The organism is Methylobacterium currus, from assembly GCF_003058325.1.
Taxonomy (GTDB): Bacteria; Pseudomonadota; Alphaproteobacteria; order Rhizobiales; family Beijerinckiaceae; genus Methylobacterium; species Methylobacterium currus.
The window spans coordinates 6,471,932-6,495,384 of sequence record NZ_CP028843.1 but is presented as its reverse complement, the minus strand read 5'-3'; the positions used below and the strand labels follow the sequence as shown (position 1 = coordinate 6,495,384).

23 protein-coding genes, 1 tRNA gene, 5 pseudogenes and 2 other annotated features are annotated in these 23,453 nt (G+C 66.2%); of the genes and pseudogenes, 11 read left to right on the top strand and 18 right to left on the bottom strand.

Features of this window, described 5'->3' with window-relative positions; translation table 11 throughout:
- Nucleotides 1-533: 533 nt before the first annotated feature.
- The 6 genes and pseudogenes from DA075_RS29845 to DA075_RS29825 all read right to left on the bottom strand — a co-directional run bounded on the left by DA075_RS29845 (nucleotide 534) and on the right by DA075_RS29825 (nucleotide 4,723).
- Nucleotides 534-969, bottom strand: a pseudogene (locus tag DA075_RS29845) (hypothetical protein).
- A 163-nt stretch (nucleotides 970-1,132) separates the two neighbouring features.
- Entirely contained in the window at nucleotides 1,133-1,291 is a 159-nt protein-coding gene (locus DA075_RS29840) for a DUF3309 family protein (RefSeq protein ID WP_099956259.1), read from the bottom strand.
- A gap of 651 nt (nucleotides 1,292-1,942) precedes the next feature.
- Entirely contained in the window at nucleotides 1,943-2,434 is a 492-nt protein-coding gene (locus DA075_RS29835; RefSeq protein ID WP_099956258.1) for a Ros/MucR family transcriptional regulator, read from the bottom strand.
- Nucleotides 2,435-2,916: 482 nt separating this feature from the next.
- Nucleotides 2,917-3,051 carry a hypothetical protein gene (locus DA075_RS38275; RefSeq protein WP_269153912.1) on the bottom strand — a complete coding sequence of 45 codons (135 nt, stop codon included), beginning with the start codon at nucleotides 3,049-3,051 and terminating at the stop codon, nucleotides 2,917-2,919.
- Nucleotides 3,052-3,647: 596 nt separating this feature from the next.
- On the bottom strand, nucleotides 3,648-4,079 hold the full coding sequence (locus DA075_RS29830; protein ID WP_099956257.1) for a hypothetical protein: 432 nt from the start codon (nucleotides 4,077-4,079) through the stop codon (nucleotides 3,648-3,650).
- Between the two features lie 68 nt (nucleotides 4,080-4,147).
- Entirely contained in the window at nucleotides 4,148-4,723 is a 576-nt protein-coding gene (locus DA075_RS29825; RefSeq protein WP_099956256.1) for a hypothetical protein, read from the bottom strand.
- Nucleotides 4,724-5,370: 647 nt separating this feature from the next.
- Between DA075_RS29825 and DA075_RS36160 the strand changes: the two genes are divergently transcribed.
- The 3 genes and pseudogenes from DA075_RS36160 to DA075_RS29815 all read left to right on the top strand — a co-directional run.
- On the top strand, nucleotides 5,371-6,243 hold the full coding sequence (locus tag DA075_RS36160; protein ID WP_123834492.1) for a hypothetical protein: 873 nt from the start codon (nucleotides 5,371-5,373) through the stop codon (nucleotides 6,241-6,243).
- 47 nt (nucleotides 6,244-6,290) lie between these two features.
- A pseudogene (locus DA075_RS29820) lies at nucleotides 6,291-7,518 on the top strand (IS3 family transposase).
- Nucleotides 6,571-6,687: a sequence feature (AL1L pseudoknot), on the top strand. Its footprint overlaps the pseudogene before it by 117 nt.
- A gap of 39 nt (nucleotides 7,519-7,557) precedes the next feature.
- A pseudogene (locus DA075_RS29815) lies at nucleotides 7,558-8,460 on the top strand (IS630 family transposase); the annotation flags it as partial.
- 15 nt (nucleotides 8,461-8,475) lie between these two features.
- Here DA075_RS29815 and DA075_RS29810 read toward each other — a convergent pair.
- Nucleotides 8,476-9,006: an IS630 family transposase gene (locus tag DA075_RS29810; protein ID WP_099956321.1), complete on the bottom strand. Its 531-nt coding sequence runs from the start codon at nucleotides 9,004-9,006 to the stop codon at nucleotides 8,476-8,478.
- Complete coding sequence (locus tag DA075_RS29805; RefSeq protein WP_099951551.1) at nucleotides 9,003-9,524, bottom strand: helix-turn-helix domain-containing protein; 522 nt, start codon at nucleotides 9,522-9,524, stop codon at nucleotides 9,003-9,005. Before DA075_RS29805 ends, DA075_RS29810 begins: the two co-directional genes overlap by 4 nt.
- Nucleotides 9,525-9,790: 266 nt before the next feature.
- Between DA075_RS29805 and DA075_RS29800 the strand changes: the two genes are divergently transcribed.
- Nucleotides 9,791-11,019 (top strand): IS3 family transposase gene (locus tag DA075_RS29800; RefSeq protein ID WP_099952597.1). Its coding sequence is split into 2 segments (ribosomal slippage): nucleotides 9,791-10,085 and nucleotides 10,085-11,019, totalling 1,230 coding nucleotides; the frame shifts between segments, so codons are not numbered across the junction.
- Nucleotides 10,072-10,188 (top strand) — a sequence feature (AL1L pseudoknot). (Overlaps the previous gene by 117 nt.)
- Before the next feature lie 38 nt (nucleotides 11,020-11,057).
- On the opposite strand, the pseudogene DA075_RS29795 reads toward DA075_RS29800, so the two are convergent.
- Nucleotides 11,058-11,720: pseudogene (locus DA075_RS29795) on the bottom strand (IS5 family transposase); the annotation flags it as partial.
- On the bottom strand, nucleotides 11,677-12,771 hold the full coding sequence (locus tag DA075_RS29790) for a hypothetical protein (RefSeq protein ID WP_123834488.1): 1,095 nt from the start codon (nucleotides 12,769-12,771) through the stop codon (nucleotides 11,677-11,679). The gene DA075_RS29790 and the pseudogene DA075_RS29795, both read right to left, overlap by 44 nt.
- Before the next feature lie 85 nt (nucleotides 12,772-12,856).
- Here DA075_RS29790 and DA075_RS29785 point away from each other — a divergent pair, with 85 nt between their 5' ends.
- Nucleotides 12,857-13,945: an IS630 family transposase gene (locus DA075_RS29785; RefSeq protein WP_164712520.1), complete on the top strand. Its 1,089-nt coding sequence runs from the start codon at nucleotides 12,857-12,859 to the stop codon at nucleotides 13,943-13,945.
- Between the two features lies 1 nt (nucleotide 13,946).
- Here DA075_RS29785 and DA075_RS29780 read toward each other — a convergent pair whose 3' ends face one another.
- Both DA075_RS29780 and DA075_RS36860 read right to left on the bottom strand, forming a co-directional pair.
- Nucleotides 13,947-14,165: a hypothetical protein gene (locus tag DA075_RS29780; protein ID WP_099956254.1), complete on the bottom strand. Its 219-nt coding sequence runs from the start codon at nucleotides 14,163-14,165 to the stop codon at nucleotides 13,947-13,949.
- Complete coding sequence (locus tag DA075_RS36860) at nucleotides 14,162-14,302, bottom strand: hypothetical protein (RefSeq protein WP_164712519.1); 141 nt, start codon at nucleotides 14,300-14,302, stop codon at nucleotides 14,162-14,164. The genes DA075_RS29780 and DA075_RS36860 overlap by 4 nt, the downstream gene beginning before the upstream one ends.
- A gap of 112 nt (nucleotides 14,303-14,414) precedes the next feature.
- Between DA075_RS36860 and istA (DA075_RS29775) the strand changes: the two genes are divergently transcribed.
- Nucleotides 14,415-15,329, top strand: coding sequence for an IS21 family transposase (gene istA / locus DA075_RS29775; protein WP_210207007.1), 915 nt, complete (start codon nucleotides 14,415-14,417; stop codon nucleotides 15,327-15,329).
- On the opposite strand, the gene istB (DA075_RS29770) is transcribed toward istA (DA075_RS29775), so the two are convergent.
- Nucleotides 15,330-16,196, bottom strand: coding sequence for an IS21-like element ISMex13 family helper ATPase IstB (gene istB / locus DA075_RS29770; protein WP_099952836.1), 867 nt, complete (start codon nucleotides 16,194-16,196; stop codon nucleotides 15,330-15,332).
- On the bottom strand, nucleotides 16,193-17,458 hold the full coding sequence (gene istA / locus DA075_RS29765) for an IS21-like element ISMex13 family transposase (RefSeq protein WP_200602002.1): 1,266 nt from the start codon (nucleotides 17,456-17,458) through the stop codon (nucleotides 16,193-16,195). The genes istB (DA075_RS29770) and istA (DA075_RS29765) overlap by 4 nt, the downstream gene beginning before the upstream one ends.
- A gap of 154 nt (nucleotides 17,459-17,612) precedes the next feature.
- Between istA (DA075_RS29765) and DA075_RS29760 the strand changes: the two genes are divergently transcribed.
- Together DA075_RS29760 and istB (DA075_RS29755) are read left to right on the top strand one after the other, a co-directional pair.
- Nucleotides 17,613-17,822: a hypothetical protein gene (locus DA075_RS29760; RefSeq protein ID WP_099956253.1), complete on the top strand. Its 210-nt coding sequence runs from the start codon at nucleotides 17,613-17,615 to the stop codon at nucleotides 17,820-17,822.
- Nucleotides 17,819-18,613: an IS21-like element helper ATPase IstB gene (istB, locus tag DA075_RS29755; protein ID WP_099952834.1), complete on the top strand. Its 795-nt coding sequence runs from the start codon at nucleotides 17,819-17,821 to the stop codon at nucleotides 18,611-18,613. Before DA075_RS29760 ends, istB (DA075_RS29755) begins: the two co-directional genes overlap by 4 nt.
- 42 nt (nucleotides 18,614-18,655) lie before the next feature.
- Here the strand turns inward: istB (DA075_RS29755) and DA075_RS29750 are convergent, their stop codons facing one another.
- On the bottom strand, nucleotides 18,656-19,015 hold the full coding sequence (locus DA075_RS29750) for a DEAD/DEAH box helicase family protein (protein WP_099956252.1): 360 nt from the start codon (nucleotides 19,013-19,015) through the stop codon (nucleotides 18,656-18,658).
- A gap of 468 nt (nucleotides 19,016-19,483) precedes the next feature.
- Here DA075_RS29750 and DA075_RS38675 point away from each other — a divergent pair, with 468 nt between their 5' ends.
- Nucleotides 19,484-20,149, top strand: coding sequence for a DUF6538 domain-containing protein (locus DA075_RS38675; RefSeq protein WP_420813093.1), 666 nt, complete (start codon nucleotides 19,484-19,486; stop codon nucleotides 20,147-20,149).
- A gap of 69 nt (nucleotides 20,150-20,218) precedes the next feature.
- Here the strand turns inward: DA075_RS38675 and DA075_RS29745 are convergent.
- Nucleotides 20,219-21,150, bottom strand: a pseudogene (locus tag DA075_RS29745) (IS66 family transposase).
- A 221-nt stretch (nucleotides 21,151-21,371) separates the two neighbouring features.
- On the opposite strand from DA075_RS29745, the gene DA075_RS29740 reads away from it, so the two are divergent.
- On the top strand, nucleotides 21,372-21,947 hold the full coding sequence (locus DA075_RS29740) for a tyrosine-type recombinase/integrase (RefSeq protein WP_099956251.1): 576 nt from the start codon (nucleotides 21,372-21,374) through the stop codon (nucleotides 21,945-21,947).
- On the opposite strand, the gene DA075_RS38670 is transcribed toward DA075_RS29740, so the two are convergent.
- Nucleotides 21,895-22,356 carry a DUF6538 domain-containing protein gene (locus DA075_RS38670; RefSeq protein ID WP_420813092.1) on the bottom strand — a complete coding sequence of 154 codons (462 nt, stop codon included), beginning with the start codon at nucleotides 22,354-22,356 and terminating at the stop codon, nucleotides 21,895-21,897. The two genes, DA075_RS29740 and DA075_RS38670, sit on opposite strands and share 53 nt — an antisense overlap.
- A gap of 100 nt (nucleotides 22,357-22,456) precedes the next feature.
- Nucleotides 22,457-22,546: transfer RNA gene (locus DA075_RS29735), tRNA-Ser, on the bottom strand.
- 297 nt (nucleotides 22,547-22,843) lie between these two features.
- On the opposite strand from DA075_RS29735, the gene DA075_RS29730 reads away from it, so the two are divergent.
- Nucleotides 22,844-23,245: a response regulator gene (locus DA075_RS29730; RefSeq protein ID WP_232387061.1), complete on the top strand. Its 402-nt coding sequence runs from the start codon at nucleotides 22,844-22,846 to the stop codon at nucleotides 23,243-23,245.
- Nucleotides 23,246-23,453 lie beyond the last annotated feature (208 nt).

The window sequence follows — 23,453 nt, the reverse complement described above, 5'->3', positions numbered from 1 at the left end:
ACAATCCGGGAAAGTTCGGCTGGATGTGCTGCCTAGACCAAAATAAAAAACGTTTAACTCTGGGTGTATTCATACTCTAAATCGCTGCCGTAAGGAGTAGGGCACGCCCGCATTTCATCGTTTCATTGGTGTCCGGGTCTCGCCCGAGATGCACGCGGCCTTCCACGATGCCGCCCGCCGCCGCGGCGAGACCGCCAGTACCCTTCTGCGCGGCGCGATCCAGGCTACCGTGAGGGCTGCCGCCAACTCGAACGGAGAGGAGCCCCGCCGTGCTGGCTAAGGCTCCTCCGCCTCCGGTGTTCCGGCAAACTGACGCGACGCGCATCAACGCGCTGAACAACCGGCCCGGCGCAGCGCCTCGTTCATGGCATCGACCATCAGCTGTTCCAGGGTGATGTCGAGGTCTTGCTCTGGATGTTCGGTCCCGGAGTTCGGTGGTGCGGGTCATGCGTGAACCTGGACGGGTCATCTGTCCAGGCTTTGCAGATGGCCTCGTCCAGGCGGCGGGGCCTTCTTGGTTGGGCCGGGTAATCTCAGGCAGCTGGGTACGGCCCCTGGAACAGGTCGCCCATGGCCTTGCGCCGGAACAAGGTGCGCCAGCGGCGGCGCTGATGCTCATCGCGGTCGTGCAGCCTATGGCTGCGCTGGCAGAACGCCGCCAGGTTGGCGTCCTCGTTGTTGGCCGTGTCGTGGTCGCGGTGCGCGGTTGCCAGCACTACCTTCGTGTGATCCGGACCCGAGCGAGCAAGTCCTCGTTGCGCAGCCGCTGCCGGAGACGGCGGCCCTGGCCGTCGCGTCAGCTCGCGACTTCGGCATCCCACCACCGGCCGTCGCCGAGGTGAAAGACCCGCTGCAGATGGGGCGAGCACATTCCTCGCACCGGCCTCGCGCCCGGCGGAAGCGGGTCGCAGCCGCGAGTTGCGGCCGATCGATGGGGTAGAAGAAGCTGTGCTTCCGCCTGATCAGCATCCCCGCTCCCCGGAGCAGAGGGCTTGCTGCCGAGAGAGCTTAGCGGTTTCCGGGGTTAATCTCGACCTACCAGAATGCGGGCAGCGCGGCTGCAAACGCCGGGCTGTGATCTGACCGGATAGGCCACCCGCCGGAGGGTTTGAAGGCGGCGGGTGGCGGTAGGTCAGATGGTGATCCGGCCGGTGAGCAGGAGCACAATCAGGATGATGAGCAGGATGCCGCCGATCCCGAGACCCCCCGTGCGGTACCGGCCGCCGCCGTAGAAGCTGCCGCCGCCGCCGAAGAGCAGGATGAGGAGGATGAGGACGATCAGTAGGGTCATGGGCAGCGGTCCTTACAGCCAAGCTGGTTGGTATCAGGAATGCTGCTCAGGCGCATTTCGTTCCCATGCCGGGGACGGGGCTACTAAGTCGGGGACGCGAGCGGAGTTAAGGACGATCTCGTTGTAGGAAGCGACGTGCGAACTCGGATGGGTCGGTTTGCGGATGAGGGGCGGAGGGCAAGCCTCCGCGTCCGACAGGAGCGGGCCAAGCGGCGGGCAGCCGATCTGGCTCCCATTTCGGGGAACTGCAGGCCGGCGGCGTTACGACGTTGCAGGCCATGGCAGTAGACCTCACCGCACGCGGTGTGCCCACCGCGCGCGGCGCATCACGGTTCGCCGCGCAGGTGAGCCGGGTGCTTGCCAGGATTGCAGGATCGCGGCGGGCCGAGGTGTTCCCTCCGAAGAGACGCGGCTCGCCGGCCTCGCCGAAAGGGTGGTCGGGAAGGCGAGGCGACGAAGGCTGTGCATGCCGCGCGCTGGCGGGCAACCCTCACGGAAGGTTTAGGCTAAGTAAGGCGAGCCGGAGCGTTTTCCCGTCATGGAGACCCGGCCCGCCCGTGACGCCAGCCGAGCAGCGATATGGCGGCAGGCTGGTGTGACTGTCGGGCCAATGTTCTCTTGCTAGGAGTGTTCCAGCGTCGCCAATCGCTGTCACTCCGCGACGGGTTCGGCCTTCTTCGGCCGGCCGCGGCGGGCTGGCGGGGGCGCTGCCGCTTCAGCCTTCCGGATGGCTGCCTGATTGCGCCGGATCTGTCCGAGGCCCGAGCTCTTGGCGAGCTCGGAGCGCGCCGCAGCATAGTTGGCCGCCACCATAGGGTAATCTCGGGGCAGGCTCCACTTCTGCCGGTACTCGTCGGGGGTCATGCCTCGGCTTGAGAGGTGCCTTTTCAGCGACTTATAGGGTCGACCGTCTTCCAGGCTGATGATGTGGTCCGGGGTCACCGTCTTGCGGATCGGGATGGGCGGCGTGGGCTTCTCGACCTCGGACGTCGGTGGTGCGGTCAGCTTCATCAGCGCGGCATAGGTTGCCGCGATGAGACTCGGCAGCTCCGATGCCGGAACGTTGTTCTTCGTGACGTAGGCGCCGACGATGTCGACGGTGATCCCGATAAAATCGATGTCGTGCTGCGAGGTATCGTCCATATCCGAGACCCAGATTATTCGTTCTTCTACGGGTTCAGGATAGCGCGTGCCCGGATGGGTAGGTCAAGCCTCATTACGGTGAGACAAACCGCGCATCATCTTCAAAAATATCGATCAGACCCATGCCTTGCGACGCTTGAGGGCGCTTATGTCAGGCTGGGCTGGTTTCAGGCAGCTCGAGCTTCTGTGCAGTCACGGGGCTGTCGCTGCGGTCGTCGAGTGGCAACGTCGGGTCTGATAAATGGCGACAGCGCCTCGCGGCTTCCCGTGCACCACCACCCTGACGACCGATCGTGTTCTGCACAATGGCGCAGGTAGAGGGCGTGAGCCGGCTTCTGCAGAATCTCTTGGTGCAGCGGCTCCCCAGCCAGCAGGAGGATCAGCGTCGCCAAGAGGCACGGTAGTCCGGCCGCGGCGACCTGCATCGCCTCGAACGCGATCTCGCTCAGGCCCGAACGCTGGCGGGCGGCGCCGGCCGTCGATCAGCCCAGTCGCGCACCCTCGTGCATCAGATGAGCGATGGCTTGGCCATGGGTAAGGCCCGACGCGATCACCTCGTGGCCGTAGTAGATCGTGTAGGTGCCGTCCTCGGTCCCGACGATGCGGATCTCAGGCATGGAGCGCTCCTCTGAGAAGCAGCTGCACGGATGCGACTGAGCCAACGATACTCTCGTCGGAGCGAAAGAGCGAGTCGGCGAGGCGGCGACCGGATAATCGTTTCTCCAAACAGGATCGGCCGCTCAATCCAGAGCGGTTGTTATCCAGTGAGTCCGGGTTGCAATTGCCGAGCGTGTGCCACCGGTGCCATTCAGGGGCGTCGCGGAGAACCATTTCTGCGCGGGGAGGTCTCATGAAGAAGTATCTGCTTGCCGCGAGCGTGATGCTCATCGCTGCTTCTGCTCGCGCGCAATATTATGGCGGATATGGCACGCGATCAAATTCATCATGCCATCACGTGCAGGGCTGCACAAATAGTAACGGAATTTACTTTCCGCCGAATTATCAGTAAAATCCCAATCAAAGTCAGTGCGATAATTATGGAGCGAGGGGTAAATACAAACAATATACTGCAAATCAAGGAACTCGTATCCTGAGAGACTAGCCAGAGAGGCGCGCGCTACGGCGGCGCGCCCGGGTTGGATTGGGCCGCCCTGGCGCGCGTCGGCGTACCACGGACACAACGCAGCCCTTTGCAGCAGTACGCGCGAGGGGATCAGCCCATCCAGCTTGTCGGGCCAGCGAACCTCGGCGCCAGAGCCGGCGCCTTCGCCTTGACTTTCTCCCTCTTGCGGAGAGCCTCCGCAGTGCGCTCGCCCTCGCTCCAACTCATCACCACGGCGCCGCCCTTGCCTGGGGAGCGACCGAGACGCTTCCTGAGATCGTCCTTGCTTTCGATCTGAATGCCGCGAGCCGTCAGCGTCCATGTCGGGGCGCAGAGATCGGCACGCAGCTCGGGGTTGGGTGGGAGCGCTATCGGAGAGCCGCCATTTTGGTCCGGATCCAAGGCCTCGCGGAACCGCCACCACGCTTCGGCCCGCCGGTTCACGAAGGCGATGCGCTGGCCCTGGACCTGGCCGCCGATCCGCATCTCGCAGAAGACCGGACCGAGGCCGATCCGGTGCGCCCGCTCGACCGCCTTGAACATCGTGTTCAGGTGGCCGAAATCCTTGTTGGCGGTGGCGATCTCGATTCCCTCGGCCAGGACCCGTTTTGCTACCAGTCGCGGGAATCGAGGGCCTGGGCCCGGGTCACCTCGTCCAGCGGCCGGTCGCCGATGACGCCGACGAGGTTGGCGATCGCGCGCAGCTTCGGGTTGCGCCACTTGCGCAGCTGGTCTGGGGAGAGGTTGCGGTTGGCGGGGGCCGACAGGCGCTCGAACTCGGCGAACAGCGTCGAGAGCCGCAAGGGGGCCGGCGCCTCGCCGCCGAGCACGGCCGTGACGGTGGCGGCCTCGGCGGAGCGTGGCTGGGCCACGAAGGTGCGGATGCGCGCGAGCAGCTCGTCGTCCGGCAGCTCGGCAAGGCTCGACGCGAGGCGGTAATCGAAGCCGAAGCCGCGGGCCCGCTTGCGCGCCGCGTCGTAGCGCTCCTGCGCATCCCGCGACTGGCCGCCGAGCAGGCCGGACCAATCGTTCTCGATGTCGGCGTTGAGCGCGTCGATGACCCGTCGCGCCTTGGCACCCCGCGGATCGCCGGCGAGGCGGACCTTTCGTGGTCTGACGCACGATGACGCGCCGATCGAACGCCGCGATTGCGTCCGGCACGCGCCGCACGGGGTACCAGATGCCATCCCGGTTGGTCAGATAATCCGCCATCCCGCTGCGCCGCGTTACACAGAACATTGCGTAGGATGATGCGCTATAACCCTAGGTTAGGACAATGCAAAAATGAAATTATAATGGATTTCAAATGCTTGCTAGTCAAGGGCTGGCGGAGAGAGACCGCCAAACTGCAATCCTAAAGCTCTGACACATAACGCCTTCTCATAGGGGAGGGAGCCTTCACCCCAGCGTCTGCCCCAGCGCAATTCCTCAATTGCGGTCGCTTATCACCTCAGCCCGGGTATCGTTGCGCCATTCTGACGCATCCACACGATTTTTGATCAATTGCGAACGGGATCGAACAACGTAAGACGTTTTAGAGAACACGCCTCTGGCGACGATGATTATACCAAGCGATATCGGCGTTTAACGCTCGGCGTATTCATGCTCTAAATCACTCTGGCAAGGAGTAGAGCATGCCCGCTTTTCCTCGTCTCATTGGCGTCCGGGTCTCGCTCGAGATGCACGCGGCTTTCCACGATGCCGCCCGCCGCCGCGGCGAGACCGCCAGCACCCTTCTGCGCAACGCGATCCAGGCTGCTGTGCGGACTGCCGCCAACTCGAACGGTGAGGAGCCGCGTCGTGCTGGCGGAGTAAGCGATAGGCGGGAGCGGCGTTGTGGTTGATTACAAGGTCCGCGCTTTGGCGGATTTCCAACACGCCCGGCAGCCAATACCGGCAATCCTTGGAGAACGGTCAGTGGGCGATCCAGCAGGCCGACGGGGTGCTTATCACTCGGCACCCCGATGGTGCGCTGCGCTACACCCCGCTTTATACGAACGACCAGCTCGTCGCCGCCGCGGCAGCGGGCGCCGCAGAGGCCGTCGCAGACAAGGCGTCTCTTGGCGGCATCGTCGGCCCCGATTTGGACTGGCCCATCCCCTCAGGCGCCGTCCACGTCGTCATTCCGGCTCTCGCCACTTCGCGCACGTGGTCGCTGCCCGACGTGGGCGGCTACCCGCGCGGCCAGGATCTCGTCATCGTCGATGAGGGGCGTTTCCTCGGCGGCGCCCCCACGCTAACGGTCGTCCCGCTCGCAGGCTCGGGCGACGCTATCACCGGCTACCCGGCTGGCATCCCTCTTTCCGATGCTGGCGCTTCGGTCCGCCTGCGCCGGGGGGGCTCTCTGACGTGTGAGTTGTTGTCTGATGCGTCGCATTTTTCTCCTCGCCCTCTCACTCTCGGCGTTGATCGGCATCGCCCGCGCCGACGGCCTCACTCTTGCGACGCCGGGCGGCCCAAATACCCAAGGCCAATGCTACGCCTCCGGCAGCAGCGGCCCGCGCGTGCCGTGCGTGCTTCAGGGCAGACCTGGACGCGGGTGCTGCGGCCGACTGATCCGGGAGACAATCTCACCGCCGTTCCAAGCGCTGGCGCCGCGGTCAACACTCTCGGCCGCTCCATCTTTGAGGCCCTGCGCGGGTCGACTTTCCTCCTGCGCCCCTTTCTGAGCGACCTGACCTGTGCGCAGGATCAGACAGCGAATTGAACCGCCCCGGGTTTCCCGGAGGCTCCAACTTCTGAGAGGATGGAGCCATGACGAAGCGAAGAGCCCCGTTTTCCCTGAGGTGCGTGAGCACGCCGTGCGGATGGTGCGCGAGCACGAGGGCGAGCACGGCTCGCAATGGGCAGCGATCCAGTCGATTGCCGCCAAGATCGGCTGCTTGGGCGAGACGCTGAGGAACTGGGTGCGCCAGTCTGAGCGGGATCAGGGCGTGCGACCCGGACAGACGACGGACGAGCGCGAGCGGATCAAGGCGCTGGAGCGGGAGGTTCGCGAACTGCGTCAGGCCAACGAGATCCTGCAGAAGGCGAGCGCATATTTTGCCATGGCGGAGCTCGACCGCCGGTCGCGGCCATGATCAGCTTCATCGACGATCATCGAGCCGTCTACGGGGTCGAGCCGATCTGCAGGGTGCTGCCGATCGCCCCGTCGACCTACTACCTGCACGCTGCCCGGCGTATCGACCCCGGCCAGCAACCGGTTCGTGCTCGCAGCGATGCCGCGTTGATGATCGAGATCAAGCGCGTGTTCGAGGCCAACTTCTGCGTCTACGGCGTGCGGAAGGTCTGGCGGCAGCTGGCGCGGGAGGGGATTGTGACCGCTCGATGCACGGTGGCGCGGCTGATGCGCAAGATGGGCTTGGCGGGGGTGGTGCGTGGCAGGACCATGCGCACCACGATCCCCGACCCGGCCGCAGCTTGCCCCCTCGACCGCGTCAACCGTCAGTTCAAGGCTCCGCGGCCGAACGCTCTGTGGGTCAGCGACTTCACGTACGTGGCGACGTGGTCGGGCTTCGTGTACGTGACCTTCGTCATCGATGTGTTCGCCCGGCGCATTGTTGGTTGGCGAGCATCACGTCGTGCACATGCGAGCTTCGTGCTGGATGCTCTGGAACAGGCCCTGCACGAACGTCGCCCTGTGCAAGGCAGCGGTCTGGTGCATCACTCGGACCGCGGCTCGCAATACTTGGCTTTACGGTACACTGAGCGCCTGGCTGGAGCAGGGATCGAGCCGTCGGTCGGCAGCGTCGGCGATAGCTACGACAACGCCTTGGCGGAGACGATCAACGGTCTGTTCAAGGCGGAGGTGATCCACCGACGCGGGCCGTGGTGCTCCTTCGAGGCGGTCGAGTACGCCACCTTGGAGTGGGTCGACTGATACAACCACCGTCGCCTCCTCGAGCCGATCGGCAACATCCCTCCCGCCGACGCCGAAGCGCGCTATCATGCTCACGTCGGCGACCAAGCCTTGGCCGCCTGACCCAAGACAAACAGCCTCCAACAAACCCGGGGCGGTTCAAGCCGCTTCGCCGCGCATCGGCTGCCGGGGCTGGTCGACGCGCCGCGCTCCGGAGCGCCCCGCAGCATCGGTGACGAGGCTGTCGAGCGCTTGGTCGCTCTCACTCTGGAAGAGGCACCGGCCAACGCCACGCACTGGAGCACCCGCGCGATGGCGCGCCGTACGGGCATGAGCCAGACGGGCATGAGCCAGAGTGCGGTGTCACGCATCTGGCGCGCCTTCGGTCTGCGGCCGCACCAAGCCGACACCTTCAAGCTCTCCGCGGATCCCGCGTTCGTGGAGAAGGTGCGCGACGTGGTCGGCCTCTCCCTGGCCCCACCCGATCGCGCGCTGGTGTTGTGCGTCGACGAGAAGCCGCAGATCCAGGCGGTGCAGGGTACGGCTGCAGCCTTTCCCCTCCGGCCGGGCCAGGCCGAGCGCGTGACACACGACTATCGCCGGCATGGCACGCTCGACCTGTTTGCCGCCCTCGACGTGAAAGCCGGAACGATGATCGGGAGCTGCAAGCCGCGTCATCGCAGCGTCGAGTTCCGCGCCTTCCTGGAGCAGGTCGAGAGCAGCGTCGCACGCGATCTGGAGGTGCATCTCGTGCTCGACAACCTGAAGACGCACAAGACGACCCTGGTGCATGACGGGTTGGTCCAGCATCCGCGGTTCCACCTCCACTTCACGCCGACGAGCGCGTCGTGGCTCAACCTCGTGGAGTGCTGGTTCTCCGTTCTGAGCCGGCGTCGGCTGGAGCGCGGTGCGTTCAGCAGCACAGAGGGCCTGGAGGCAGCGATCCGAGACTACATCGCCGAAACCAACGCTCATCCCAAGCCATTCGTCTGGACCAAGTCAGCCGACGCGATCTTGGCCAGTGTCGGCCGCTTCTGCACACAGATCTCTAACTCAGACCACTAAGTACAGCCGCGGAAGTCATGTGGGATGCGCTCCAATGATGGAGCAGACACCGCCTGGCTTGCGGTTGTAACGGTCGAAGAAAGCCTGGGCGGCTTCAACCAGAGCGTCGATGCTGGCGAACAGCTCGCAGTGTGTGACCTCGCGGCGGAACTGGCGCCAGAGCATCTCGATCGGGTTCAGCCACGGGCTGTAGGTCGGGAGGTAAAGCAGGACGAGGCGCCCGGCCGCGCCGCGCAGCACCGCCTCGACCTCATCGTCCTCGTGCGTGCTGGCATTATCCCAGGCGACGTAGACGGTCTCGGTCGGGTGCTTTTTCAGGAGCGCTTCGAGGAGTTCAGCGACCTCGCGTCGCCGCTTATGAGGGCGGGTGAGGACCACCGTCTGGCCGCTCTGCCAATCAACCGCCCCGAGCCCATAGCGCCGCGTCGGCTGCATCGGGGTCGGGATCATCACCTGCTGCCCCTTGGGACCCCACATCGGCCGCAAGGTCGGATACCAGCTGATGTTGAACTCGTCGGCGTAGTAGAAGACCGAGCCGGGCCTCAGGCCGTCGCGAGCGCGTTCGACCGCCTTTTTTTGACAGCATAGTCCGGATCCGGGCTGCTGATCGTGTGCTGGGGACGACCGAACCCCAGACCAGCCGAGCGCAACAGTCGATGGATGCTCGCCACGCTCATGCGCAAGCCCGTCTCCTCCGCCAAGCGGTCGGCCAGCCGGGCGGCGGTCCACATCGAGAACGGCAGGTCCAGGGCGCGGGGCCGTCGCCGCACCAGCTCGACCAGCCGCTCGCGATAGGCGGCTCCGGCTTTGGCCGGCTTGCCCGAGCGCGGCGCGTCGGAGAGTCCGTCGATGCCCTCGGCCTCATAGCGATGGACCCAGCGTCGGACCGTCTCACCGCTCTCGCGCACGATCGTGGCGACCTCGGAGATGGTGAGGCCCTGCTCGGCCAGCAGCAGGATCATCTGCGCACGCGTGCGGACCCGGACGTCACGCGTCATGCGATAGAGATCGTCAAGCCCGCGCAGCTGATCGACGTTCAGCTTGTCCAGATGCAAGGCGCGCATCGCGGCCCCCTGATAACACACCAGCATACCACAAAAATTATGAGGACGTATTTAGGAGCCGTCGGGTGTGCCTGTCGAGCCCAGGCAGGCCACAGTGGACTACGGCACGTCGCGACCAATGGTGACAATCACCCGCCACTCGCCTGCTCAGCGAAGTCCTCGGGCACCTCGCCGAACTGGCCAAGGATTGCGACGCTCCCCAATTCGCCACGATACTGAACTGCTCCGGGTTTTTCGGAGGCTCCAACTTCTGAGAGGATGGAGCCATGACGAAACGAACAGCCCCGTTTTCCCCTGAGGTGCGTGAACGTGCCGTGCGGATGGTGCGCGAGCACGAGGGCGAGCACGGCTCGCAGTGGTCGGCAATCCAGTCGATTGCCGCCAAGATCGGCTGCTCGGGCGAGACGCTGAGGAACTGGGTGCGCCAGTCCGAGCGGGATCAGGGCGTGCGACCCGGGCAGACGACGGACGAGCGCGAGCGGATCAAGGCGCTGGAGCGAGAGAACCGCGAGCTGCGCCAGGCCAACGAGATCCTGCGCAAAGCGTCGGCGTATTTCGCCATGGCGGAGCTCGACCGCCGGTCACGGCCATGATCAGCTTCATCGACGATCACCGGGAGGTCTACGGGGTCGAGCCGATCTGCAGGGTGCTGCCGATCGCCCCGTCGACCTACTACCTGCATGCGGCCCGACGTGCCGATCCCGAGAAGCAGCCGGTTCGTGCGCGCAGCGACGCCGCGTTGATGATCGAGATCCAGCGCGTGTTCGAGGCCAACTTCTGCGTCTACGGCGTGAGGAAGGTCTGGCGGCAACTGGCCCGGGAGGGGATCGTGACCGCGCGATGCACGGTGGCGCGGCTGATGCGCCGATTGGGCTTGGCGGGGGTGGTGCGTGGCAGGACCGTACGCACCACGATCCCCGACCCGGCCGCTGCCTGCGCTCTCGACCGCGTCAACCGCCACTTCAAGGCTCCCCGGCCGAATGCCTTGTGGGTCAGCGACTTCACCTACGTGCCGACGTGGTCGGGCTTCGTCTATGTGGCCTTCGTCATCGATGTGTTCGCCCGGCGCATCGTCGGTTGGCGGGCCTCACGCAGCGCTCACGCGTGCTTCGTCCTGGATGCTCTGGAACAGGCGCTGCACGAGCGTCGCCCTGGTCAGGGCAGCGGGCTGGTGCATCACTCGGACCGCGGCTCGCAATACTTGGCTCTACGCTATACCGAGCGCCTGGCTGGAGCAGGCATCGAGCCGTCGGTCGGCAGCGTCGGCGACAGCTACGACAATGCCTTGGCGGAGACGATCAACGGCCTGTTCAAGGCAGAGGTCATCCACCGACGCGGACCCTGGCGCTCCTTCGAGGCCGTCGAGTACGCCACCCTGGAGTGGGTCGACTGGTACAACCACCGTCGCCTCCTCGCGCCAATCGGCAACGTCCCTCCCGCCGAGGCCGAAGCGCGCTACTATGCTCACGTCGGCGACCAGGCCTCGGCCGCCTGACCCAAGCCAACAAGCCTCCGAAAAACCCGGAGCGGTTCAACCCACCGGCGCGGCAGCAGGACGAAGCCGCGCTTGGCCTGGGGCGCCTTCACCACCTCCAGGTCAATGCCGTGGGCACTCGCGGCGGCTGCGGGCTTGGGACCGGAATAGCCCTGATCGACAAAGCCCAACTTGACGCTGTCGCTTGTCTCCGCCTGAACACCGGCCGCCAGCCGGCCGACCTCGGCCCGGTCGTCGGTACTGGCGGGCGTCACGTGCAGCGCCACGACATGGCCGGGCGTGTCCACCGCCAGAGGCACCTTCGCCCCCCGCTTGCGCTTGGCCCCGTCGTAGCCTGCCCGCTCGCCGCTCTCGGGCGAGGACCGCAGCGTCCGGCTGTCGAGGATCACCGCCGAGGGCTCTGGCTCCCGCTCCGCCGCCATCCGCAGCACCGCCCGCAGGTCGCCAGCCACATCCACGAAGCTGTCGGCTGATAGCCAGCGTTGCGTCTGCTGGTAGACCGTGGCCCATGGCGGCAAATCGTGCGGCATGAACCGCCAAGGCGCACCCGTCTTCACGATGGAGCGCAGCCCGTTGAACACCTCGCGCAGATCGTGGTCGCGCTGGGCCGAGTCCTCCCGCAGCAACGCGAGGTAGGGGGCCACCAGCGCCCATTCTTCATCGGACACGTCGGACGGGTAGGCGCGGCGATCGGTCGGCATCACTCTCAACGCAACGCCACCCTAACTCGTTCATAACACGCTCTAGCCCTTCGGGTTCACCGCCAGCGGCCACGAACTGATCGAGCAGCAGTGTGGCCGCTTCGCAGAACATGCGCTCGGGTAAGGCGTGCTCGAACTGGGAGGTGGGGAGAGGAGCGCACATCGCGCACCTCTCTTCAACGTGCCGGATCGAGCCGAAGGCGGTGCCGCAGGTCTGCGGTGCCGCCTGCGGTGTAACGATATCCCCTTCCTTTAAAGCCTTTTCGTTACACGCGACCTCGCGCATTCCAGCCCGGACCTCTTGGTCGAAGAAGGGGTAGCGACCCGTCACCAGTGACGTGCCGTTGATCAGGTCGAGGTGCGCGAGCAGCTTGCGCTTCTCCTGCTCGCGGTGCGCCTGGACCCGATCCGCGTTGCTCGCGTGCTTGCGCCGCCGGCCGGGCTGACCCTTGCGGGGCACCAGCCCCATGCCGGGCAGCGGCTCGACCTTGGCTCCGGGGAAGAGGTCTGCCAGCCACTCGGCCGTGTCGCGGTCCATGACGACGACGCGTTTGGGCGTGGCGTCATCCGGATTGCGGATCGAGCAACGCATCACCGCCTGATAGACCGCCGTACGGTAGTGGGCGGTGCGCATTTCCTCGCCGTTGATACCGCGCCCCTCCATGAACCCGAAGTGGGCCAGAGGCGGGTTGAGGGCCGAGAGCGCCACCACGTTGTGGTAGCCCTGGTAGCCGTTCAGGCCGTGTGGGGTGTTGGGCAGCCGTGCGGCCCCGGTCTGGGCGAAGAAGCCATCGCTCAGGTCCGTGTTGCCCATCCAGACGAACGATTCATCACCGACGAGGTCGCCTACGGCGGCCCTAATCTGATCGAGAACCGTCGCGTCCTGTCCGTTGAGCTTGCGATCCCGGTAGCGCTTCGACCACGGCTCCTCACCCGCGTAGAGGATCGCGATGCGCTCCCCGTGCTCGTGGGCGTGGTAGCGCAAATCCCGGGCAAGGCTCGTGGCCGGCTTGAAGACGATGCCCCGGGCCGTGAAGAGGCGGTGGAACATCGTGTCGGGCATACAGGCGGAGGCAACTAGTGCATTGACGCATTCAGAGGATTCACGGCAGGCGTGAGGTATGCGAGTCTGAGGCATGGCTCAGACTGTCTGCGTGATTCCCAGCGCCGCCGACCTGGCGCACCTGTCCGCCATCGTCGCCGATCGGGCGCAGTCCCTCAAGCACATCCAGCGCGCCCGCATCGTTCTGCTCTCGGCCGAACGCCTCTCCGTCCTCGACGTCGCCCGCCAGGCCGGCGTCAGCCGGCCAGCCGTCTGGCGCTGGCAACAGCGCTACGCCGAAGAAGGCGTCGAGGGACTGCTGCGCGACAAGACCCGTCCGCCTGGCAAGCCGCCCCACTCCACCGACACCGTCGCCGAGGTGCTGGCGCTGACCTGCTCCGAACCGCCCGGTGAGGTCACCCACTGGACCGGCCGCGCCCTGGCGCAGGCCGTCGGGATCTCCTTACGATCGGTCCAGCGCATCTGGGACGCACACCGCCTCCAGCCACATCGGGTCCGCAGCTTCAAGCGCTCGAACGATCCAGCCTTCGCCGAGAAGGTCGAGGACATCGTCGGCCTCTCCATGGATCCGCCGCGCCATGCCGCCGTGCTCTCGCTCGACGAGAAGAGCCAGATCCAGGCCCTGGAACGCACCCGTCCGAGCCGACCCGTCACGCCAGGTCGTCCCGTCACGCCAGGTCGTCCCGAAACCCAGACCCACGACTACGTCCGTCACGGTACCACGACGCTGTTTGCCGCGCTCGACGTGCTGGAGGGCACCGTGATCGGTCGCTGCATGCAGCGTCATCGCCACGACGAGTTCCTGCGCTTCCTCAACACTATCGAGGCCGCGGTGCCGGCCGGCAAACTGATCCATGTGATCCTGGACAACTACGCCACCCACAAGCACCCGAAAGTGCGAGCCTGGCTGGCCCGGCATCCGCGCTGGATCTTCCACTTCACTCCGACCTCGGCCTCGTGGATGAACGCGGTCGAGGGCTTCTTCTCGGCCTTGACCCGGCGCAGGCTGAAACGTGGCAGCTTCAGCGGGATCGTCGACCTTCAGGCTGCGATCAACCGCTACATCACCGAGCACAACGACAGGCCAAAGCCCTTCGTCTGGACCAAGCCGGCCGCCGCCATCCTCAATGCCGTCAACGGCAACGCTGCACCATCCGAATGAGTCAGTGCACTAGCACGCCCTTGAACCCCGCGAACACCGAAGGGCGCAAGAGCGAGTAGGTGCGCAACGATCCTGCCTTCTCACCCCGGATCAGGCGCTCGAACTGAGCCTGATCGACGTGGACATCCCACTGGCCGGATGTGACCCGGCGCGTGAGCGGCTCCAGCACCTTCAGCACGTCATCGCCGTGCTCGTTGCGGGCGATCTTCAGCGCGCTCACTGGCCGTTCTCCTGGGCAGCGAGGGCGTCCTCGGGGGTGACGAGCCGCGCGTAGGCGGCACCGGTCGGCACGACCGCGAGGTGGGGCGTGATCAGGTGGTGCGTCTCGGGCAGGCGCAACTCCTCGAACTGATCCACCTGTGGGACCTCGTCCATGATCAATGTAGCCGCCGATGTGAAACTGACCCGGTCGCCGATTGAATCCTGACCCAGGCCGTAGGCTGGGCTCCTTCTGCGGGAGGAGGCCCGGATGGTGGGTGAGGAGGCAGCGTTGGAGATCCGGGTGTTGCATCGGCATGGGAAGGGCATCCGCGAGATTGCCCGCGCGACGGGTCTGTCGCGCAACACGGTGAGGCGCTACCTGCGCGACGAGGCGGCGGCGCGCTACAAGGGGCGACCGCCCCGACCGGGCAAGCTCGATCCGTTCAAGGGCTACGTGGTGGAGCGCCTGGCTGCGGCAGCGCCGGACCGGATCCCGGCCAGCGTGCTGCTCGTCGAGTTGCGCGAGCGGGGCTATGCGGGCGGCTACACGATGCTCAAGGAGTTCGTCGCTGGCCTGACGCCGGCGCCAGTTCCGCAGCCGGTGGTGCGCTTCGAGACCGCGCCGGGCGAGCAGATGCAGGTCGACTGGGCGGTGATGCGGCGCGGCGCCGACCGGCTCTCGGTGTTCGTGGCGACGCTGGGCTGGAGCCGGGCGGCCTACCTCGAGTTCGTCACCGACGAGCGCCTCGAGACGCTGATCGCCGCCCACGAGAACGCCTTCCTGGCCTTCGGGGGCGTGCCGCGCGAGGTACTCTACGACAACATGCGCACCGTGGTGGTGGAGCGGAACGCCTACGGTCGCGGGCGTCACCGCTTCCAGGCCGGCTTCCTGGACTTTGCCCGCCATTGCGGCTTCCGGCCCCGGCTGTGCCAGCCCGGACGGGCGCAGACCAAGGGCAAGGTCGAGCGCTTCATCCGCTACCTGCGCGGCAGCTTCTACGTGCCGCTGGCCAGCCGGCTCGGCCAGGAGGGGCTGGTGCTCGACCGGGAGGCGGCCAACCTGGCGGCGGGTCGCTGGCTGCGCACGGTCGCCAACCAGCGGGTGCTGTCAACGGGCACCGAAGTCTCCGCAATTGTGGGCTTTCAAAATTCCCTGGCCGGCGGGTTCGGTGCGGATCGGTGATCAGCCGGCCGTGTGATCGGAGGCAGCCTTTCCGGGTGGACGACCGCGACGCCTGGGTGCGGGCGGCGGAACGATCAGGGCCTTGGAGCGGACGTGCTCGGGGACGAGGTCGGCGTGCTGGCGCAGGCGGTAGCTCGCCCCCTCGATCTGGATCACCACGGCATGGTGGAGGAGTCGGTCGAGCAGGGCTGTCGCCACGACCGGATCACCGAACACCTCGCCCCACTCGGCGAAGCCGCGGTTCGAAGTCAGGATCATCGCCCCGCGCTCGTAGCGCGCGTTGACGAGTTGGAAGAACAGGTTGCCGCCACCGGGGACGACGGGGAGGTAGCCGATCTCGTCCACGACCAGCAGCGAGGCCCGGCAGAGATAGCGGATGCGCTCGCGCAGGGAGCCGTCGCGCTCGGCCTTGGCCAGCGAGGTCACGAGGTCGGCCAGCGTCGAGAACACGACGCTGCGCCCGGCCTTGACCGCCTCGACGGCGAGCGCGATCGCCAGATGGCTCTTGCCGGTGCCGGGTGGTCCGAGCAGATGGACGACCTCGGCCCGGTCGATGAAGGTCAGTTCCGCCAGCGCCAGGACGCGCTCGCGGTCGAGCGAGGGCTGGAAGGCAAAGTCGAACCCGGACAGCGTCTTGATCGTGGTCAGGCGCGCGACCAGCAGGGCGGTCTTCACGCGGCGGTTCTCGCGCAGCGTCAGTTCCTCGGTCAGGATCACGTCGAGGGCGGCCAAGCCGTCGATCTCGCCCTGCTCGATGCGCCGGACCGTCGCGTCGAGCACCTCCAGGGCGCGCGGCATGCGCAGGCCGACCAAGCTGCGCTTGATGCTGTCGAGGGTCGTGATGGCACAGGATGCGGTGCGGCTCATCGCTGGCCTCCGATCCCGCCGGCGAGCCGTTCGCCGACTGCCTGGTAGACAGCCAGCGAGCGCCGGGCGACGTGATCGCCATGGCGGCCGATCGGCAGACTGTCGGGATGGCCGTGGCGCATGGCCCGAGCGGCCGTGCCTTGCCGATGGTCGGGGTCGATGCGGTACTGCCGTCGTCCCTCCAGGATCGGATGGCTCGCGACGAGCCGGCCACCATCGAGGATGCGGATCGTGTCGGGCAACTGATGCACCTCGACGACGCGCCGGGTCCGATCCGGTACGCTGTAATAGTTGCCACCGATCGAGACGAGGCCATCGTGGCTGACGCGCCGCTCCAGCGTGAGCAGAGCGTCGAAGGGCAGAGCCGGCAAGGGCTGCAACTCGGGCCGCTCGGCGGCGAAGGCTTCCGAGACGATCCGCTGCGTGGTGCCGTGCAAGCGGACGTTGGCGACGGTATCGAGCCAGCTCCGAAGCTGGCGGTTGAGGTCGTCGAGGTCGCGGAAGGAACGTGCGAGGAAGAAGTCCTGGCGGATGTAGGAGAACGGTCGCTCGACCTTCCCCTTGGTCTTGGCCCGGTACGGGCGGCAGGCGCGCGGCAGGAATCCGTAGTGCTGGGCGAGTGCCAGCAGGGATCGGTTGTAGACGATGTGGCCGTCCGCATCCTCGCCGGTGACCGCCGTCTTCATGCGATCGTAGAGGATCTCGATCGGCACGCCGCCGATCGCGGTGAAGGCCTGCATGTGACAGCGCAGCAGCGTTTGCAGGTCCTGATGCAGGACGAAGCGCGCCTCGATGTGCCGGGAATGGCCGAGCACCAGCGAGAACAGCCAGACGATGCAGGTCGTGTCCGGCGCATCCGTGAAGGTGACGAGGAAGCGGGCGAAGTCGACCTGCGCCTGCTGGCCGGCCGGGGTCTCGAAGCGGACCTCGTAGGGCTTGGCCTCGGGCGGCCGGATCGCGGCGGCGAACCGCTTCACCGCGGTGTAGGCACCGGTGTAGCCGCGCTCGCGCAACTCGCGGGTCAGGCGCACGGCACTCAGGTCGGGGAAGGCGGTGATCCGCTCGCGCAGATAATCGAGATAGGGCGCGAGCTTGCTCGGGCGGCCGGGCTGACGCGGGCCGTAGGCCGGCGGCTCGAGGCCGCGCTCGATGTACTTGCGGATCGTCTTCGGATCGCGGCCGGTCCGGCGGGCGATGGCGGAGACGGACAGGCCCTGTCGGTGCAGGTCCAAGATCATGACGAGTTCTCCCAGCAGAACCATCCTCGTCGCTCCCAGCCGATCGGTATCGGCAGGCATGGTGGCTGAGGATGGAAAAGCCCGAGAGGGCGCGGGGCGTCGCGACCCTACGGGCCAGGGCACCGACCAGGGAATTTTCGATGCCCACAATCAGGGAGTATTCAACGCCCGCTGACAGGTGCATGCCACGACCGGCGCGGTGCCGGCCGAGCGCCTGGAAGTGGAACGGACGCAGTTGCAGCCGGTGCCGCCGCCCTATGGCGGCCGCTCGGTGCGCCAGATCCAGGCCCCGGCGGTGCCGGCTCCCGCTCATCCGGTGGTCGGGCTGCAGCACCCGCTGGCGCTCTACGACGGGCTCTCGGGCCTGATGACGGGAGAACCGGCATGAGCGACCTGCAGCATGCCCGCCTGGCTGAACTCTGCGCCGAGCTGCGCTTGCAGGCGGTGCCCGCGGCCTACGGCGCGCTCGCGCAGGCGGCATCCGAGCGCGACACGCCCTATGCCGTCTTCCTGGAGGAGGTGCTGCGGGCCGAGCGCGAGGCTCGGCGCACCCGGGCGCGGGAGATGTTCGCCCGGGTGGCGGGCTTCCCGGCGGTGAAGACGCTGGAGGGCTACGACTTCGGCTTCGCCACCGGGGCGCCGCGGGCGCAGATCCAGGAACTGGCCAGCCTAGCCTTCGTGGAGCGGGCGCAGAACGTGGTGTTCCTGGGTCCGTCCGGCGTGGGCAAGACGCATCTGGCGATCGCGCTCGGCTACCTGGCGACGCAGCGCGGGATGAAGGTGCGCTTCACCAGTGCGGCGGACCTGGTCCTGACGCTGGAGACAGCACAGCGCCAGGGGCGCCTGAAGGAGGCGATGCACCGGGCGGTGAACCTCTACCGGCTGCTGATCGTCGACGAGATCGGCTACCTGCCGTTTGCGCGCGAGCAGGCGAACCTGTTCTTCCAGGTGGCGGCCAAGCGCTACGAGCGGGGCGCGATGATCCTGACCTCGAACCTGTCGTTCGGGGCGTGGGACCAGGCGTTTGCCGGCGACGCGGTGCTGACGGCGGCGATGCTGGACCGGGTGCTGCACCACGCCAGCGTGGTGACGATCACGGGCGAGAGCTACCGGCTGAAGGACAAGCGGCGCGCCGGGCTGGTGGCGCGGCCCGTGCGGGAACCAGCCGTTCCTGCGTGAGGGGTGGGTCAGGTTACGATCGGCGACAAAGCCAAAAGTGGGTCAGACTTCAATCGGCGTTGACATCAAGGTCCACTCGCGCTTGCGCTCGATGTAGGGGACCAGCAGGAAGCCGGCGTGCGTGAGGAAGAGGATCTCGCCCTGGTCCGCGGTGGCGTTCTTGAAGTGGGTGACGGCCTCGGCGACCACGGATGCCTTGAGGCAGGTGTCGCTGTGGATCTCGCGCACCGGGTAGGTCGGCGCGAGGGGCTGAAGTTCTTCGGCAACGGTCTTGGTGATGAGGTGCTTGGTCGGCTGGACGAAGAGCACCTTCTGCCCGCCACGGGCGAGCCGGTCGGCGTAGCGCGCGCAGGCGCGTGTCTTCCCGGACCCTGCCGGGGTGTTGAGTTCGTAGATGATCATAACGCTGACTGTTCCAGTATAGATAAAAAAATAACCCGCGAGGTGTGGCGGCACCTCACGGGTCGAAAGGATTTAGAACGTCAGCAGAGAACGCCTGTGCCGCGGATGCACAGACGGTCTATTTAATCCTGCTGATGAACGTCATCCCCCGCCAGGGGCCGAGGCACCAACGTGCCTCGTGGTACTTATCCGGCAGGAACCCGGAAGGTGTCCATAAAAATTCGTACGGGACACCGACAACGGCTCAACCCGGCATCAGCAGGGCGCAGGGGTCTTGTGGGCGAGCAACCCCGCTTGACGGGAGCCCCCACGGTGTCACCCCCATTCGCCGGAAGCGAGACCATTGATGGAGTGGAGGAAACGACCAGTGTCGGCTCATCCCTCTCTCTCCGCCAAGTCCATTTAAGCTATTGCTGGACTTGGGTTTTTTATCGCTTCCAACGGCTCGCACGATGACACTGTGTCACCGTGGCCGTATTGGGGGTGAGGTCCGCAGTGCGCCGTGCGGAGTACCTGCAATGCCGTCGCGGGCGCTGGTTCGTCCGCCTCAGAGTTCCGGTTCACCTCCAAACCTTGATCGGGCAAAGCCACCTCGTCCGTTCCCTCGACACAGATAGCGAAGCTGTTGCTCAGGAGAGGCGCAGGGTCGCGCTGGCGCTGCTCTGGGAGTGGATCGGCGCTCAAACCGTTTCGGACGGCTGGGAGCCCGCTTGGGCGGCTGCTCTTACCGGTTCACAACGGTGTGATCACGATGGAGCCGAAGGATGCCCCCGTGGTCCAGATGCACCTGCCACCGATCGTTCAAACCTGAAACTGAGCCAGCCTCGCCCCACATCGGCACAGCGCCTTCAGCAGCATACCATCTTGAGCATGATGGAGAGATGGCTTCGTGAGATCGAGGGGGTGCAAACAAAGCAGTCCCTGATGCAGCACGCTGTAGCCGTCAGGGAGTTCGCCAAATCCCAACCATCAAGCTGTACTGTGACGAAGGTTGATCGTCGTAAGGCCGGTGAGTTCGTCAGTGACGTGCTTCTAAAATCAGGAGCGGCGCAGAAGACCATAAATCGTAAGCTCAGTTCTCTTTCAGCTATGTGGCGATGGCTTCAGAAACGAGGCTTCGCTAGCGACAAGTAATTACCCACGGGGTGTTTTTCGGCACGCAGTTCGTCGGCCCACCCTATCCGGGCTGGCTGGGGGGAGTGATCAGGCTGTGATGGTGGCGAGCAGGGTGGCGAAGGGGGTGGCCTTAGTCCTGAGCGCGGCGGTGGCGACGACGGTGCGCACGTCCGCTTCGCCCTTGGCCGCCCACATTGCCCGATAGCCGTTGGTGACCTTGCGCTGGATCACCGCCGGCCGCAGGTCGCGCTCGCAGGCGTTGTTGGTCACGTCCACCTGCCCCGGGAAGGCCACGAAGGTCAGGAGTTGGTCGCGCGCCCTCTGCATCCGGGTCTGGAGCGCCAGGGCCAGATCGCCCGTTGCCGGGGCCTTCAGGATGGCATCGAGGTCCCGCTCCAACTCGCGCCGCTTACGCGCCAGGGTCGAGGCGGCCAACTCGGTCAGCCCTCGAGCGAGCCCGAAGGCCTTGTCGAGCCACCACGTGAGCCGCAAGGCAATCAGGTCGTCGCCCGCCTCGACAGGTCCGACAGGGCGGCCTGCAACCGGTCGTAGGACAGCGCCTGGAAGGTCTTGAGATAGGTCGCCACCGCGTGCAGACGTGGCCCGAACGGCGTCGCGTCGGCCCCCGCTGGCCGCGGGGCGACGACCCGGGTCCGGCAGGCCGGGCAGGTCACGCCCAGGCGCCGATGCTGATCGACCACCGGGCGAACCAGCGGCAGGTCGATCCGCTCGTGCGTGCTGACGACCTCGGCCGGAAGATCGATGGGCAATGGCGCGCCGCAGGCCGAGCACGAGGCCGGCCGGTGCTCCACGACCTGATCCGGATCGGGTGTCAGCGCCCGCTTGTGCCCTTCATGCCCGGGCTTGGCCCCGCCGGGGTGGGACTTCTCGCGCCGCTCCTTGCGGTCGCTCGCCGGCGGCTTGGACGAGGTGCGCGACGTCTTCTCGGGCCGGTGCAGCTTCAGCACCAACTCGATCAGCTCCTCCTTGCTCAGGCGCTCGAGGTCACTGCGGCTCATCCCGACAGGGAATCAGCCAAATCGCCGTCCGGCAAGGGGGGGAGGGCCGACGCCCAAGCCGCCACGGAAGCACACCGATCCAACACCCCCTGGGTAATTACAGCGACAACCCCTGGGCCGGGCAAGGTAATTTCGGCAGTGGGGCAAGGCTCGACAGCGGTAAGCGGTCATACTCTGCTCGGGAACTCGTCACGCTGCTCAGCACCGATCCCCGGACGGTCATGGGTCAGCGCTACGGAGAAGTGCTTTTCGACCTCATGCGTCTGGCACCGCTGACTGGTTGCCGAATCAGCGAGCTTTGCCAACTCCGCAATGAGGACGTAATTGCAGAGCAGCAGGCGCTCCGCATCCCGGAAGGCAAAACCGAAAACGCTCGTCGTATCGTGCCGGTGCATCGGCTTGGCTGGCCGATCGTTCAGCACCGGTTGGCAACATCATCTGACGGCTGGATTTTCTCGGGTCTGACACCGGCAGGACCAGACGGAAAGCGAAGCTGGATCGTGGTGAAGCGGTTCGCCACGTTCCGACAGAAGGTGCTCGGTTCGAGTAAAGAAGTCGATTTTCACAGCTTTAGGCGATGCTTCGCCACCTATCTTGAGCGTGCGTCCACCCACACACCGGCCGTAAACTCCAGCGTAATCGCCGAGCTTATGGGCCATTCAAAAGCGACGCTCGCCCTCGCGGTGTACTCTTCAGGGCTTGTCCCCTCTCAGCTTAGGACAGCGATCGACGCTCTGGATTACGTCATTGAGCCCGAGGTCGTAACGCACCTCGGCGACAAGCTTCGAGGTGCATGACCCCCTCGATCTCACGAAGCCATCTCTCCATCATGCTCAAGATGGTGTGCTGCTGAAGGCGCTGTGCCGATGTGGGGCGAGGCTGGCTCAGTTTCAGGTTTGAACGATCGGCGGCAGGTGCATCTGGACCACGGGGGCATCCTTCGGCTCCGTCGTGATCACACCGTTGTGAACCGGTAAGAGCAGCCGCCCAAGCGGGCTCCCAGCCGTCCGAAACGGTTTGAGCGCCGATCCACTCCCAGAGCAGCGCCAGCGCGACCCTGCGCCTCTCCTGAGCAACAGCTTCGCTATCTGTGTCGAGGGAACGGACGAAGTGGCTTTGCCCGATCAAGGTTTGGAGGTGAACCGGAACTCTGAGGCGGACGAACCAGCGCCCGCGACGGCATTGCAGGTACTCCGCACGGCGCACTGCGGACCTCACCCCCAATACGGCCACGGTGACACAGTGTCATCGTGCGAGCCGTTGGAAGCGAGAAAAAACCCAAGTCCAGCAATAGCTTAAACGGACTTGGCGGAGAGAGAGGGATTCGAACCCTCGATACGGTTGCCCGTATACACGCGTTCCAGGCGTGCGCCTTCAACCACTCGGCCACCTCTCCGGGCCAGACCGGCGGGGCGGCGGGGCGCCCGTGCCGGTCAGGTGCTGTGCTCTAGCGGGGCGCGGGCTGCGACGCAAGCGCGAGATCGTGCGAGAGCCCCCACGAAGCGGCGAATTCCTCGTTGGGCGGACACGGCGCCGCTGCAACCGGTGCAGGGTATCCGTCGTTTCGATCAACGGCCGGCGTGTGGGCGCTGGTCGGCCGGGATCGGCCGCCCGACAACAGGAGACCGCTCGTCCGACCGCGCCGCCTCCGGGCCGGCGTCCCGGACGGGCCCGACCGGCAAGGACAGGCGACGTGGGAAACGACACCGTGAAGGCCAAGGACGGTACCCAGCACGAGCGGCCCGTGATCCTGGTGGTGGAGGACGAGGCGCTGACGATCATGGATCTCAGCGACGTGTTGGACGCGGCCGGCTACGAGGCGCTGCAATCGGCCTCCGCCGAGCGCGCGCTCACCCTGCTCACCGGACGGACGGACATCGTGGCGCTGATCACGGATGTCGAGCTCTCCGGCAAGACGGACGGCTTCGACCTCGCCCGCACCGCGGCGCAGATGCGGCCCGACCTGCCGATCGTCGTCGTGTCCGGGCGCAGCAAGCCCGATCCCGACCGGATGCCGGCCCATGCCCGCTTCGTCGCCCGTCCCTGCCGCGGCGACGACATCCTGGAAGTGCTCAGGACCTTGATGCAGGGCTAGGCGCGGGCGCGAGAGGCTCGTGCGGCTCCGGCTCGGCCAGCCACACCTCGACCGGGGCGCAGGCCGAGCCGAAATCGAGGATCAGGTTTCGCAGCCGGCGCGCGGGGCATCCGGGGGTGCCGGGCATCTCGACGAACTCACCGACGGCCCGCAGGACACCCTCGATCCTGCGTCGACCCAGGGTCAGACTGACGGGCGTCCCGCTGCA

Coding starts and splice junctions, on each gene's coding strand:
- DA075_RS29785 (WP_164712520.1), top strand. CDS start 12,857: ATGGCTCAGACTGTCTGCGTGATTCCCAGCGCCGCCGACCTGGCGCAC.
- DA075_RS29825 (WP_099956256.1), bottom strand. CDS start 4,723: ATGGCATCTGGTACCCCGTGCGGCGCGTGCCGGACGCAATCGCGGCGT.
- DA075_RS29805 (WP_099951551.1), bottom strand. CDS start 9,524: ATGCGCGCCTTGCATCTGGACAAGCTGAACGTCGATCAGCTGCGCGGG.
- DA075_RS29750 (WP_099956252.1), bottom strand. CDS start 19,015: ATGATCATCTACGAACTCAACACCCCGGCAGGGTCCGGGAAGACACGC.
- DA075_RS29835 (WP_099956258.1), bottom strand. CDS start 2,434: ATGGACGATACCTCGCAGCACGACATCGATTTTATCGGGATCACCGTC.
- DA075_RS29830 (WP_099956257.1), bottom strand. CDS start 4,079: ATGTTCAAGGCGGTCGAGCGGGCGCACCGGATCGGCCTCGGTCCGGTC.
- istB (WP_099952836.1), bottom strand. CDS start 16,196: ATGAGCCGCACCGCATCCTGTGCCATCACGACCCTCGACAGCATCAAG.
- DA075_RS29740 (WP_099956251.1), top strand. CDS start 21,372: ATGGGTCAGCGCTACGGAGAAGTGCTTTTCGACCTCATGCGTCTGGCA.
- istA (WP_200602002.1), bottom strand. CDS start 17,458: ATGGTTCTGCTGGGAGAACTCGTCATGATCTTGGACCTGCACCGACAG.
- DA075_RS38275 (WP_269153912.1), bottom strand. CDS start 3,051: ATGCCTGAGATCCGCATCGTCGGGACCGAGGACGGCACCTACACGATC.
- istA (WP_210207007.1), top strand. CDS start 14,415: ATGGTGGGTGAGGAGGCAGCGTTGGAGATCCGGGTGTTGCATCGGCAT.
- DA075_RS29840 (WP_099956259.1), bottom strand. CDS start 1,291: ATGACCCTACTGATCGTCCTCATCCTCCTCATCCTGCTCTTCGGCGGC.
- DA075_RS29790 (WP_123834488.1), bottom strand. CDS start 12,771: ATGTTCCACCGCCTCTTCACGGCCCGGGGCATCGTCTTCAAGCCGGCC.
- istB (WP_099952834.1), top strand. CDS start 17,819: ATGAGCGACCTGCAGCATGCCCGCCTGGCTGAACTCTGCGCCGAGCTG.